Source organism: Corynebacterium sp. TUM25015 (assembly GCF_056393505.1).
The window spans coordinates 1,200,475-1,213,467 of record NZ_CM150783.1; the positions used below are offsets into that span (position 1 = coordinate 1,200,475).

The 12,993-nt window shown below is 60.3% G+C and carries 9 protein-coding genes and 1 tRNA gene; 7 read left to right on the forward strand and 3 right to left on the reverse strand.

The genetic code is table 11. The features are described 5' to 3' along the window. Positions 1-6 precede the first annotated feature (6 nt). The 6 genes from murI to AC06DS_RS05405 all read left to right on the forward strand — a co-directional run bounded on the left by murI (position 7) and on the right by AC06DS_RS05405 (position 10,672). A complete protein-coding gene (murI, locus tag AC06DS_RS05380; RefSeq protein ID WP_477101184.1) occupies positions 7-849 on the forward strand; it encodes a glutamate racemase in 843 nt (280 codons plus the stop codon). Positions 850-1,140: 291 nt separating this feature from the next. Beyond that, positions 1,141-6,693 carry a G5 domain-containing protein gene (locus AC06DS_RS05385; RefSeq protein WP_477100123.1) on the forward strand — a complete coding sequence of 1,851 codons (5,553 nt, stop codon included), beginning with the start codon at positions 1,141-1,143 and terminating at the stop codon, positions 6,691-6,693. 147 nt (positions 6,694-6,840) lie between these two features. Next, positions 6,841-7,677 (forward strand): MBL fold metallo-hydrolase, encoded by an 837-nt coding sequence (locus AC06DS_RS05390; RefSeq protein ID WP_477100124.1) that lies wholly within the window; start codon positions 6,841-6,843, stop codon positions 7,675-7,677. Between the two features lie 32 nt (positions 7,678-7,709). Continuing rightward, complete coding sequence (gene rph / locus AC06DS_RS05395; RefSeq protein WP_473964209.1) at positions 7,710-8,471, forward strand: ribonuclease PH; 762 nt, start codon at positions 7,710-7,712, stop codon at positions 8,469-8,471. A gap of 46 nt (positions 8,472-8,517) precedes the next feature. Next, positions 8,518-9,171 (forward strand): non-canonical purine NTP pyrophosphatase, encoded by a 654-nt coding sequence (locus AC06DS_RS05400; RefSeq protein WP_293791855.1) that lies wholly within the window; start codon positions 8,518-8,520, stop codon positions 9,169-9,171. Between the two features lie 106 nt (positions 9,172-9,277). Continuing rightward, positions 9,278-10,672, forward strand: a complete 1,395-nt coding sequence (locus tag AC06DS_RS05405) for an amidohydrolase (protein ID WP_477101185.1) — start codon at positions 9,278-9,280, stop codon at positions 10,670-10,672. Positions 10,673-10,722: 50 nt separating this feature from the next. Here AC06DS_RS05405 and AC06DS_RS05410 read toward each other — a convergent pair whose 3' ends face one another. Together AC06DS_RS05410 and AC06DS_RS05415 are read right to left on the reverse strand one after the other, a co-directional pair. Continuing rightward, positions 10,723-11,088: a DUF3817 domain-containing protein gene (locus AC06DS_RS05410; RefSeq protein ID WP_477100125.1), complete on the reverse strand. Its 366-nt coding sequence runs from the start codon at positions 11,086-11,088 to the stop codon at positions 10,723-10,725. 3 nt (positions 11,089-11,091) lie between these two features. Then, on the reverse strand, positions 11,092-11,556 hold the full coding sequence (locus AC06DS_RS05415) for a hypothetical protein (protein WP_293791850.1): 465 nt from the start codon (positions 11,554-11,556) through the stop codon (positions 11,092-11,094). Between the two features lie 119 nt (positions 11,557-11,675). Here AC06DS_RS05415 and AC06DS_RS05420 point away from each other — a divergent pair. Continuing rightward, a tRNA-Leu gene (locus tag AC06DS_RS05420) sits at positions 11,676-11,757 on the forward strand. 11 nt (positions 11,758-11,768) lie between these two features. On the opposite strand, the gene AC06DS_RS05425 is transcribed toward AC06DS_RS05420, so the two are convergent. After that, positions 11,769-12,971: a tyrosine-type recombinase/integrase gene (locus AC06DS_RS05425; RefSeq protein WP_477100126.1), complete on the reverse strand. Its 1,203-nt coding sequence runs from the start codon at positions 12,969-12,971 to the stop codon at positions 11,769-11,771. Positions 12,972-12,993: the final 22 nt, after the last annotated feature.

A 12,993-nucleotide genomic window follows, 5' to 3' on the forward strand; every position in this document is an offset into this window, starting at 1 on the left:
GAGTTCATGGTAGGAGCTTCGGAACGCGGAGCAGAACCGGCGAACAATGCGCCGATCGGTGTGTTTGATTCGGGAGTCGGTGGCTTGACGGTCGCACGGGCGATCGTGGATCTTTTGCCACATGAGAACCTGGTGTACATCGGTGACACGGCGAACTCGCCCTACGGTGACAAGCCGCTGGCGCAGGTGAGAGAATTATCGATCAGGATTGCGGATAGATTGGCGGAGCGAGGCTGCAAGATGATTGTGGTGGCGTGTAATTCTGCTTCGTCGGCGTTTATTAGAGACGCGCGGGAGAGATATTCCATTCCCGTCATTGAAGTGATTTTGCCCGCGGTGCGGCGCGCAGCAGCGGCGACTCGCAATGGAAAGATTGGTGTTATTGGCACCCAGGCGACCGTGAGCAGTCGGTCTTACCAGGATCTCTTTGCCGCGATTCCGGGTGTGGAGGCGTATGCGCAGGCCTGCCCACAATTTGTGCCTTTCGTGGAGCGAGGAATGACCAGCGGGCGGCAACTGATGGGGCTGGCGGAAAACTACCTAGCGCCGCTCAAGGCGGTGGAGGTGGATACATTGGTGCTGGGATGCACGCACTATCCGCTGCTTGCTGGGGTGGTGCAGCTGGTGATGGGGGATGACGTCACCCTGATTAATAGTGCGGAAGAGACGGCTAAGACGGTATATAGGACGCTAGCGGAGCAGAACCTGCTTGCAGACGAAGACCCGGGCCGTTCGGTGGATCTTTCCTTTGAGTCGACGGGTGATCCGCAGAGGTTCGCGAAGTTGGCTGGCCGGTTCTTGGGGCCGGCGATCAGTTCTGTGTCGCAGATTCCGGAGATGGTGCGTTAGCGCTCTATTTCAGAACTAAGATTTTCCTATCTTGTTGATGCGTTTCCCTGAATGCGCTCATCTTTGTTCGCTACCCTATCTAGGGAGAACCTGTGGGGGGTTGGGGGTTTTCTTGGCTATCTATTAGTTGTTGCGGGTTGGAAAGTCTCATACACTATCTGCAAGTTCTTAGGCTGTTTTGTGCTTTTTGAAAGTGAATTTAAACGAAGTTCAGCTTTGTGGGCCAGCTACCCTGCCGTGGGTTGTGGCTCGAGAGCTGGTGCATCTTTATCTTCAAGGAAGGATCGGAGAATGAACTCCTCTCGAACCAGAACTTCGCGGCGGCATACCCGCACGGGCGTTGCCGCACTTTCCGCTATTACGCTCGCACTGGGTTCGCTCAGTATTTTCCCCCACGGCACCCTCGCCCCCGAGGCCACCGCTGCCACGCTGAGCGGCGGCATCCGCGACAAGTCCGGTGCGGTGGAGAAGGACGCCCAGAAGGCCTCCGACCTGCCGGCCGGATCGTGCGTTGTCAATGAAAGCACTCCGAACGGCAGTCAAGCCGGTTTCAGCTGGAACACCCTAGAACCAGGTGCAACTAGCCCCGACAAGACCCTGTGGGGCTTGAGCCTTGCCTTCGACAACTCGAAGGATCGCACGTTCGCCGATTGGTCATTTAGCAATGCGGGTCTTCTTGGCGGCGTCTTGAATGCCGGCGAGGTGCCCTCCATGAATGTCGGTCAGACCTTCCTTGGCGAGAACGTTACCCACAAGGCTGACGAGAACATCAATATCGAAGCTGCCCGCACCCAACGAAATTTGAATCTCGTTGCGGATCTCACCGATGCGGAAGTCAAGCAGTTCGCAGAAGCTGGCGCCCCTAACACTGTGCGCTACGCCTGGCAGAGTCACTACACGAAAAACAACCCTAACGGCCTGAAAGCCACGCAAGGTCCCAACACCGCGTTCAGTGCTGTTGTCAACCCGTGGCCGAGCGAGAACATCGAATGTAACCCGATCACGGTGTCGTGGGAGTCTTTCGAGAAGCACGTGATCGTCCCTGGCGAAGAAACCAAGGTCGGTAAGATCAACGTTCCTGCTGTGAAGGGCAAAGGTACGGACGACTCGATGTCCCGCATGGTCGTGGAAGCCTACGACGGCAACGGCAAGTTCATCGGCACCACCGACCCTTCCGTCTCCGGCGGTACGCAGAACCTGCGTATCGACGAAACGACCGGCGAGGTCTTCTTCACCTGGCCTGAGTACCGCGGTACCGACCTGGCAACCGACAAGAACGTGAACTTCTCCGTACTGGCGAAGCCACGTACCGTGGACCAGCTCCAGGCTGCTGTTGAGAATAACAACAGTGGCGAAGGCAAGGCCTTCGCCAGCTCCAACGCACTGCAGCGCTACAACAAGGCGAACGTCATCGACTCGAAGGCGTTCTCCCTGGATGACACGGAGTACCACTCCCCGAAGTACGACAAGACGGACGCTTCGATCATTTCGGGCGTCGATAGTGCGACTGGTCCGATTGCGACCGAGCCGCAGAAGGTCACCTTCACCCAGACCCCTGACCTGATCAAGGAACTAGCGAAGAAGAAGGGCGACGGTGGCTTCGAAGCCAAGGTCACCCTCGACGAGAAGTACGTCTACGAGGGCTGGACTGTCGATATGGACGAGGACTACAACGTCACCGTCACCGCCCCCGAAAATCCAAAGCCGGGCACCTTCGCGCGCCCTGTCATCACGGTGGAGTATTCCAACGGCTCCACAGACAGGCTCGAGCTGTTCGTGGTTGTCGACCCGAACAACACCCAGGTCACCGACCTCGTGCGCCCGGGTTTGACGAAGGGCACGATTGGCGACGATTTGACCGCCCAGGTGGGCACCAAGTCCATCATGAAGGGGCATAAGCCGGTCCACCCGGCCAAGTTCGAGATCGACGAGTCCACTGTGCCTGAGGGCTGGACCGTCACCGTCGACGAGACCGGCAAGGTCACCGCGAAGGCTGACGATACCGTCGCACCGGGCAGCATCATCACCCCGAAGGTGAAGGCGACCTACCCGGATGGCACCACCGATGAGATTGAGACCCAGTTCCAGGCGATCGTTGATATCAAGATCCCCGATTACGACACGGTCACTGGTAAGCCGACCGCCAAGGTCACTCTCCGGCCGAGGCTCCCGGAACGTGGCCTGAGTGGTAACACGACCGACGAGGCGCCAAAGCGCTACACTTTCGAAGACGGCAAGACCGAGTACACCGTCGAGGATGAGAGCGGTAAGTGGACCGTCAAGATCGACGAGAACACTGGCGATATCACCACGACGATCCCGAAGAACGCACCCGAGGGCTACATCCTCGATATTCCGGTGCTCGCCTACTATGACAATGTTGACAAGCCGCAGGAAGTCAAGGGCACCGTCGTCGTGCTGAAGAGCGACGTCGCACCGGTGTACGACGTGCAGACCACCGGTCCGAACCAGGCCGTGGAGCACCACGTCCAGGACGCGCCTAAGGATTCGAAGTTCTCGTTCGGCAAGGATGAGAACGACCAACCGATCACCGAGCAGGAAGTTGACGGCTGGAAGTACAAGGTCGACCCGAATACCGGTGTCGTCACTTCCACTCCGCCAGCAGATGCCAAGCCGGGTGACCAGAAGACTGTTACCGTCACCGTCGAAGCCCCGGACGGGTCGACTTCGGTGGTTCCCGTCACCACTGTGGTGAAGCTGACCAATAAATGGGAAGCGGAGCCCTCCTACCCGGTACAAACGGTATACCCGGGCGAGACCGCCACGCTGCCAGTCGCTCTCAACAAGCCGGAGAACATCAACGTCGCGAAGGACAACCCGTACAAGCTGGGTGAAGTCCCTGCCGGTTGGAAGGCCACCATTGATGACAATGGTCAGGTCACCGCAACCGCACCTGCGGATGCGAAGCCTGGGGACCAGGTCAAGATTCCGGTGACCGTGACCTACGAAGACGGATCCACCGACACCGCTTACGCCGTGGTGAACGTTATCGACGTTCCGACCCGCGAAGTTCCGTTCGACGTCGAGTACAAGTACGACGACACCATCCCTGCTGGTACCTACAAGGTAGAAACTGAAGGCAAGCCCGGCGCGGAGAAGCAGAACAAGGATGGCAGCTGGAAGCGGACCGAGGAGCCGGTCAACGAGGTGGTCATCGTCGGCACCAAGCCTGCCGAGGCCGCCAAGGAAGTCACGTGGAAGGTTCCAATTCCGTACCCGACTGAGGTTCGCGAGAACCCGGATCTGAAGCCTGGTGAAACCCGGGTTGTTCAGGAAGGTGAGAACGGCGAGAAGACCTACACCGCTAAGTTCACTGCCAAGGGTGATAAGGCTGAGGTAGTTGAGGAAGAGACCACCAAGGAACCTGTCAAGCGGATCGTCGAGTACGGCCCGGGCCTGGCTCCGAGCGAGCTGGTGACCAAGACCGAGAAGCCGATTCCGTTCAAGACCAAGGTCATCTTCGACGACACCCTCGAGGCAGGCCAGCAGGTTGTTGACCAGAAGGGTGAAGTTGGTACTGAGGTTGAGACCTCGACTCAGAAGATCGTGGACGGCAAGCCTTCCGGCGACCCGGTTGTAACTTCTGAACGCACCAAGGAACCAACCGAGCAGATCATCCGCGTCGGTACCAAGACCACCGGCACCACCACTGAGACGGTCAAGTCTGAGGTTCCGTTCGGTGTGAAGATCGAGTTCGATCCGAACATGCCGGCCGGTACGTCTGAGGTTGTGACCGAGGGTGTTCCGGGGGAGAAGACGGTGACAATCACGCGCGATATCACCAACTCCAAGCCCGGCGATCCGCAGATCACTGAGGAAATCACCAAGAAGCCCGTCGACCAGGTGATCAAGGTCGGCACCAAACCGTCCGAGGCTTCCGAGAAGGTCACCTGGACTGCTCAGGTTCCGTTCGAGGTTGAGACTCGCCCGAACCCGGAGCTGAAGCCGGGTGAGATCAAGGTCGTCCAGAAGGGCGTGCCTGGTGAGAAGACCTACACGGCTGACTTCTCTGCCAAGGGCGACCAGGCAACTGTGACCCCTGAGGAGAAGCAGACCAAGGATCCGGTCAAGGAGATCATCGAGTACGGCCCTGCAGCCGAGGACACCTCTGTGGTGACCAAGGTTGAGAAGCCTGTTCCGTTCGAGACCGAGATCATCTTCGATGACTCTCTCGAAGCAGGTCAGCAGAAGGTTGATCAGAAGGGCGAAGTTGGCACCGAGGTTGTCACCTCCACCCAGAAGATCGTGGACGGCAAGCCTTCCGGCGACCCGACCGTGACCTCTGAGCGCACTAAGGAGCCGACCAAGCAGATCATCCGTGTTGGCACCAAGACTGAAGGCACTCACAAGACTGAGTATGAAAAGGGTGTGCCGTTCGAGACCGAGGTTATCTTCGATGACACGATGGAATCCGGAAAGCAGGAAACTGTTCAGGAAGGCAAGCTTGGTAAGGACAAGGTCACCACGACCCTGACCATCGAGAACTCGAAGGTTGTGGACTCCAAGACCGAAACCGAGCGTGTGACCGAGCCGGTCAAGAAGATCATCAAGGTCGGCACCAAGGGCAAGCCTGCCTCCACCGAGTTCGAGTGGACTGAGAAGACTCCTTTCGAAGTCGAGGTGCGTGTCAACCCTGACCTGAAGCCTGGTGAAACCAAGGTTGTCCAGGAGGGTAAGCAAGGCGAGGTCAAGCACACCGTCAAGGTGAACGCTGAAAACGGTGAGATCTCCAAGGAGGACACCTCCGAGAAGATCAGCGATCCGGTTAAGCACATCATCGAGGTTGGTCCGGCCAAGAACCAGACTGAGCTCACCGATAAGCACACCGAGAAGACCCCGTACGACACTCTCATCGAGTACGACCCGAATCTCGAGGTCGGCAAGGTCGTTGAGGATCAGGCTGGCGCCTTCGGCGAAAAGGAAATCACCAAGACCTGGAAGCTGGAAAACGGCAAGCCAGTCGGTGACCCAGAGACCTCCGAGAAGGTCGTGTCCGAACCGCAACCACGCAAGCTGCGCGTGGGCACCAAGTGCAAGTGCGAGGCGCCGACCAAGCCGACGGATCCGACCGAGCCGACGGACCCGACCGAGCCGACGGACCCGACGAAGCCGACGGATCCGACCGAGCCGACGGACCCGACCGAGCCGACGGACCCGACCGAGCCGACGAAGCCGACGGACCCGACCGAGCCGACGGACCCGACGGATCCGACCGAGCCGACTGAGCCGACCAAGCCGACTGACCCGACGAAGCCGACTGAGCCGACCAAGCCGACCGAGCCGACGGACCCGACCAAGCCGACGGAGCCGACTGACCCGACCAAGCCGAGTGAGCCGACCAAGCCGACTGAGCCGACGGAGCCGACTGACCCGACGAAGCCGAGTGGGCCGAGCGAGCCGAAGCCTAACCTGCCTGGCATCATCGGTTCCCTAGGAATCGGTGGGGCGATTGTGGGTAGCGGATCGCACGGGTCCACCCCGACCAAGCCGGGCACGTCCACCACTCCGTCCACCCCGACCCAGCCGAGCACCCCGACCAAGCCGGGCACGTCCACCACTCCGTCCACCCCGACCCAGCCGAGCACCCCGACCACGCCGGGCAAGTCCACCACCCCGAACAAGCCGGGTGCTAACGGGGGCACGACTACCGGCGGCTCTGTAAGCAACGGAGGAGGTGAGTCTCAGAAGCAGGTTGATAGCCCGCGGATGAGCACTCTGGCCTCCACCGGCGCTAACGTGATCGGCGTGTTCGCAGTCGGCCTGGCTCTGATCATCGGTGCCATCCCGCTGCTACGCCACCGCCGTCGCGATGGCGAGGCCTAACCGCCACAAGCCTCAGCGCTAGTGCCTAGGCCGGTCACTGCGCGGACACCTAGTCCCCGCTAGTGCCACTGTGAAAGGGCGACCACCAACACAACGGTGGTCGCCCTTTCACACATTCACCACCTCTTCGTGGCAGAATGACAAGCTATGGAACTGGTAGTGCTGGGATGCTCCGGAAGCGTCGAGGGACCCGACAGCGCCGCGTCGGGCTACATTGTCCGCCAAACGGCTGCCCACACAACTAATCACAGCACTCCTCCCGCCACAGCCGACGTCCTCCTCGACTGTGGCCCCGGCGTACTCAGCGCAATGCAACGCGCCGAAGGGATCGACCCCTCCGCCTGCCACGTCGCCTTCAGCCACATGCACGCCGACCACTGCCTAGACTTCCCCTCACTCCTTGTCTGGCGCCGATTCCACCCCACCGCGCCCGCCCCACACCGCCACCAGCTGCTCGGCCCCACCATCGCCCACCGCCACCTCTCCGCCGCCGGCGCCGACGCACCCGAGCGCCCCGACGACTTCACCGATACTTTCGATATCGCCACCTATAACGTCGGCGAAGGGCCTTTTGACGCCAACACGTATCCAGCCCACCCCATTGGGCCATTTACGATTTACGCCGCCACCGCCGTACACCCCACAGAGGCCTACCTACTGCGTGTGGAAGACAACGCAGGTAACTCCCTGGTGTACTCGGGGGACACTGCCTGGACCGACAACCTGGCCCACATCGCAGCGGGAGCAGACGTATTCCTCTGCGAAGCCACCTGGGGTGAAAACTCCGAAGGCCAGCCCACCGGTATGCACATTTCCGGCGAGGACGCAGGCCGCGCTGCCCAGGCTGCCGGAGTCGGCAAGCTGGTACTTACCCACATCCCGCCGTGGGGAGACGCAGAGGGCGCAGTCCGCGGCGCTGCCCGCCACTACGACGGAGAGATCCTGGTTGCTCGCCCAGGTATGCGCCTCACCATAGGGGAGTAGCCCGTCCGGGGCAGCTAGTAAACTAAAGCCCCATGACGAACTCCAACGCAGAGAACAACCCAAGCAACTTCACCCGCGCTGACGGTCGCGCCACCAACGAGCTGCGCCCTGTACGCATCACCCGCGGATTCACCAGCAATCCCGCAGGTAGTGTGCTGGTGGAATTTGGCAACACCCGCGTGATGTGCACCGCCAGCGTCGAGGAAGGCGTGCCACGGTTCAAGAAGGATTCCGGTGAAGGTTGGCTGACCGCCGAATACGCCATGCTGCCAGCCTCTACCCACGAGCGTATGCCCCGCGAGTCCATGAAGGGCAAAGTCAAGGGGCGTACCCAGGAAATCTCCCGCCTCGTCGGCCGCGCGCTGCGCGCCGCCGTGGATCTGAAGGAGCTGGGAGAAAACACAGTCAATATCGACTGCGATGTTCTGCAGGCCGACGGTGGTACGCGCACCGCAGCCATCACTGGCGCATATGTGGCGCTGGCTGACGCTTTGGCAGTGTTGCAAGCGAGGGGCGTCGTACCCGGGCAACCGCTTCGCGCACCTGTCGCGGCAGTGTCCGTGGGCATCATCGATGGCGTTCCATGCCTTGACCTGCCGTATGAGGAGGACTCTCGGGCGGACGTGGACATGAATGTGGCGATGACGGCTGAGGGACGGTTCGTGGAGATCCAGGGCACCGGCGAGGCTGCGGAGTTCACGCGCGAAGAGCTGAATACGTTGCTGGACTTGGCTGAAGGTGGCCTCCGGGAACTCATTGAGGCGCAGCGAGCGGCGCTGGCGCAGAAGCTCTAAGGAATCGCTCTAAAGGATTACGACAAGCGACAGGGGAGGAGTAGCCATGCGAGTACTGGTTGCCTCAAGGAATAAGAAGAAGCTGGCCGAGCTGAACCGCATGCTGGAAGCGGCAAACGTAACCGGCGTCGAACTAGTGGGGCTGGGTGATGTGCCGGAATACCCAGAGACCCCGGAGACCGGCGCGACGTTCGCGGACAACGCGCGAATCAAGACTAACGACGGCGTGCGGCACGCGGGCCTGCCAACCATCGCGGATGATTCCGGGCTGGCCGTGGATGCGCTCAATGGGATGCCAGGAGTGCTGAGCGCCCGCTGGTCCGGTGGTCATGGCGACGACAAAGCAAACAATGACCTTCTGTTGGCGCAGATGGGCGATGTGCCGGACGAGCGGCGCGGGGCGCATTTCGTATCCGCCTGCATGCTGCAACTACCCGCTGAAGTGGCGGCCGAGCGTGGCATGGAGACCGAATACGCTGTGGAAGGTCGCTGGTACGGGCGCGTGCTGCGCGCCGAGCAGGGTGAGGGTGGTTTCGGCTATGACCCGTTGTTCGCACCCGACGAGTTGCCAGTAGGCCAGGAACAAGAGCTAGCGGGCAAGTCTGCGGGCGAACTAACGGCGGAGCAGAAGGATGCGGTTTCCCACCGCGGTAAAGCCCTGCGTCAACTGGTGGAAATCCTGGCGCAACTAGCGGATTAAAGTTCCGCAAAGATGTAGCATCGCCCGTCACGGAAGCGGGGTTAAGCCACGTATGATGGGGCAAGGCACAAGCTCGAACAACTAACTAGTGAAAGGACTCCTCCGCGTGACCGCCCCCGGCACTGACAGCGACCAGGCCACCTTCAGCCCCACCAGCCCCAGCGGCATTGTGGCCGGATCGCAAGCTGACCTCAGTTGGCTGGAGGACGTCTACAAATTCTTCCACCAGCACCCTGAGCTCTCGGGCGCAGAGGAAGTGACCGCACAGACGATCGCCAAGGAATTGGAAGCCTTCCCGAACTGGGAGATCACAACCAAAATCGGCGGCTACGGCATCACCGCTGTGCTGGAAAACGGCGAAGGGCCGACGGTGCTGATGCGCGCCGATTTCGATGGCCTGCCCGTAGCGGAGAAAACCGGCGTGGACTATGCCTCCACTTATTCGCAGCTCAACGCCTCCGGTGAGCGCGTGGCCACCATGCACGCCTGTGGCCACGACCAGCACACCACCAGCCTTTTAGGGGCCATGCGCATTCTCGACGAAGAACGCGCACACTGGTCCGGTACGGTCGTGGCACTGTTCCAACCGGCGGAAGAGGCGTCAATCGGTGCGCACAAGATGGTCTCCGACGGTTTGGGGCGCATCATTCCCCGCCCCGATGTATGCCTGGCACAGCACATTGTGGCCGGGCCAGCGGGGCATGTGTACTCCGCGCCGGGGCCGGTGATGACTTCCTCCACCACTATCGAAATCACTCTCTATGGCCGCGGCGCGCATGCTTCCATGCCGCACCGATCTGTGGATCCGGTGGTGCTGGCGGCGTCGACAGTGATGAAGCTGCAGACGATTGTTTCCCGCGAGGTTCCACCGAATAAATTCGCTGTGATCACCGTCGCCTCGGTGGAAGCTGGCAAGGCAAATAACGTGATCCCGGATTCCGCGAAAATCTCCCTTTCCTGCCGCTTCTACGACGAGGAGCTGCGCCAAAAGTGCGTGGATGCGATCAAGCGCGTGGTACGCGCCGAGGCCATGGGAGCCGGCGCCGACCGCGAGCCGGATTTCAAATTCGTCGGCCTGCTTGGCGCTACCGACAACGCCCCCGAGGTCTATGACGTCGTCCGCCCCCACTTCAACAGCTCCTTCGGCGAGGATTCCCTAGAGATGGAGCCCTGGACCGCCTCCGAGGACTTCTCCGTGATCCCGAAGTCCTTTGGCTGCCCCTACATGCTGTGGACCATCGGCATTACCCCACGCCGCCAGTGGCAGCGTGCCGAGGCCGCTGGGCGGTTGGATATCGACATCCCAACCAACCACAACCCGGGTTTCCTGCCGGACCTTTCCACCCTCCAAGTCTCTACGCGCGCGGCTGCGATCGCGATCCTGGCGTGCCTGCAATCCGAGTGGGAGAAGCCGGAGGCCGAGCCACACGCCATGGGTGCGCCCGTGCCTACCGATGAGGAGATCGACGCAGTCGCCGTGGAGACCTCGCTGGTCGAGTAGCCGCGCATTGCGTTGGGTACGCACCGTACCGCGCAGCATGCACCCGGAAGCTAGTCCAGCTGGAAAGCGGCCTTAACTTCCTCGCGGCGCTTCTTCTCCACGACGAAGCTCAGGAAAGGTACCACGCCCGCGAGCATTGTGGTCAGCCACTTCGTGGGCTCCCAGCGGGCCTTCGTGCCCAGATCCAGGCAGCAGATCACGTAGATCATAAACACCACGCCATGCGCCGGACCGATATAGCTGAACCACTCCGGGGTGTTGTCATTGCCCAGGACAAGGTACTTAAAGATCATCTCGGCCACCAGAATCAGCAGCCAGATACCGGTCACGACCGCCGCCACGGAGTACACCTTCAGCGACTTCGCCACCCGCGCGTGACGCTCCGGGTGAATCGCCGTCGTCTGCTCGTTGCTCATTGCTTAGCGTCCCTCTTTCTTTGCTTCTTGTTCGTTACTGTCGCTGCCGTCACTACCGGCATTGCCCTCGTACGCCCCGTTGTGTGACGCCCTCATACGCGCCTGCTTACGCCTATCATCCACGAAGACGTCTTCGGCCCCTTCAGCCTGCAGGAAGTCCTGCGGTACCTCGGTGATTTCATCGGTTGGCTGAGTAGGAGCAGCAGGGGAGATGTCGCCCTGCAGCCGCTCCTTTTCGTATTGGATGTACTTGCGGTACGCCACGACGAAGAAGATGCCAAAGATGGGCCATTGGATTGCATAACCCAAGTTCTGGAAGCTACCGCCATTAGATTGCCAACGGCTCCACTGCCACCACGCCAGCAGCAAGGTGGCGATCACCGCGAGCACTAGGAAGATGATTTGAATAATGCGAACGCGCAGCGGAAACGGGTGAGTTGTTTCGTCTACCTCGGAGTGTTCGTTCACAGTGCCACATTCTACCCGTCAGGGCTGTGCCACCTAATCCACTTAATCCACCTAATTTCTTTTTATGCTGGCTCGCTTGCTAGCATAAAAGGGGAAGCGCGGTTATCCGCGTTCTTTTTGCGCCTGTGGCGGAATTGGCAGACGCGCTGGATTTAGGTTCCAGTGTCTTATGACGTGGGAGTTCAAGTCTCCCCAGGCGCACAACCACCCATCTACCTCGGTAGATGGGTTTTTTCATGCTTCTGATCCCCAACAGAGTCCGCAAATAGTCCGCATCCCACTGCTGACGAGATCGCAGACCGAGTCCGCTCCATCGACCCCGGCAACACGTGAGCGTACGTCGACAGCAGCACAGCCGACGAATGCCCCAACACCGCTGACACTTCATGCACCGGAACCCCAGACGACAACAAGCTCGACGCGAAAAAATGCCTCAGCGCATGGAAATGCACAGAAGGGGCGCCAACATATTCCCGAGCGCGCTTCACTACCACTGACACGCGAGACACAGCCCACGGGCGCGCCCGATCAGTCATGAACAAAATATCCCCGGCTGGGCGTCCGATAACCAACGTCTGCAGAATTGGCGCCAACTCAGCACTGACTGGGATGTCACGACGCGACCGTGACGTCTTCAACGGCACCCGGACGCCGCGCGCGTTAACCTGCCAACGCACTTTGACCATGCCATTGACCAGATCAACGTCTCCTACGACTAACCCACACAGCTCGCTGATACGCAGCCCCGTCAGCACAGCGACTCGCATCATGTCAGCCACCACAGGGTATGGCCCCTGTGTGTACTGCTGCAGCGGTGTGCGCTTATCCTTCTTGTGCCAGTAGGTCGCCCCTCCATCATTCACACAGTCAATAACCGCCGTAATTTCCGCAGCGGTAGGAATATCCTCCGGAAGTACCGCTTGGGAAGTCGCAGCCTTCGGCGTCACAACGGGGTTTCTCCCCACTATGCCCTGCTCTTGCGCCCATGAAAACGCGGACCTCAGATGCCTAGACATTGCTCGGGCTGTCGACTCTCCCAAAGGCTTCCCTGAATGCCATGGACGGCCTTCCACAAGCTGTCTAAACCAGTCTGAAAAGTCTTGCTGCGAGACACTTACCGCGGGGTAACTTCCCAGTGGCCCCAGGTTCTTTGCCGTGGCACGGTATTTATCGACCGTGCTGGGGCGCCGTTGGGCGCTGTTTACCCATGCGTCGAAAAGCTCCGTGACGGTCATTCGAGCATCAACTGGGTCCACCCATTCCCCGCGGCGTAGGGCGCGCTGCTGTTCCTGGAGGAAGGCTTTCGCCTGCTTCTGGGTGGTGAAGGTCTTGGCGTGTTCTTTGCCGGCATGGTCGCGGTAGCGGGCTACCCACCGTGTTTTTCCGGTGGGGGTCTGGCGCTTAGAGATAGCCATGTAGAATCTTCCTTGTCTTATC

Excerpts from the sequence above, each read along its gene's own strand:
- AC06DS_RS05410 (WP_477100125.1), bottom strand. The coding sequence starts at position 11,088 with ATGAGCAACGAGCAGACGACGGCGATTCACCCGGAGCGTCACGCGCGG.
- AC06DS_RS05390 (WP_477100124.1), top strand. The coding sequence starts at position 6,841 with ATGGAACTGGTAGTGCTGGGATGCTCCGGAAGCGTCGAGGGACCCGAC.
- murI (WP_477101184.1), top strand. The coding sequence starts at position 7 with ATGGTAGGAGCTTCGGAACGCGGAGCAGAACCGGCGAACAATGCGCCG.
- AC06DS_RS05400 (WP_293791855.1), top strand. The coding sequence starts at position 8,518 with ATGCGAGTACTGGTTGCCTCAAGGAATAAGAAGAAGCTGGCCGAGCTG.
- AC06DS_RS05385 (WP_477100123.1), top strand. The coding sequence starts at position 1,141 with ATGAACTCCTCTCGAACCAGAACTTCGCGGCGGCATACCCGCACGGGC.
- rph (WP_473964209.1), top strand. The coding sequence starts at position 7,710 with ATGACGAACTCCAACGCAGAGAACAACCCAAGCAACTTCACCCGCGCT.
- AC06DS_RS05425 (WP_477100126.1), bottom strand. The coding sequence starts at position 12,971 with ATGGCTATCTCTAAGCGCCAGACCCCCACCGGAAAAACACGGTGGGTA.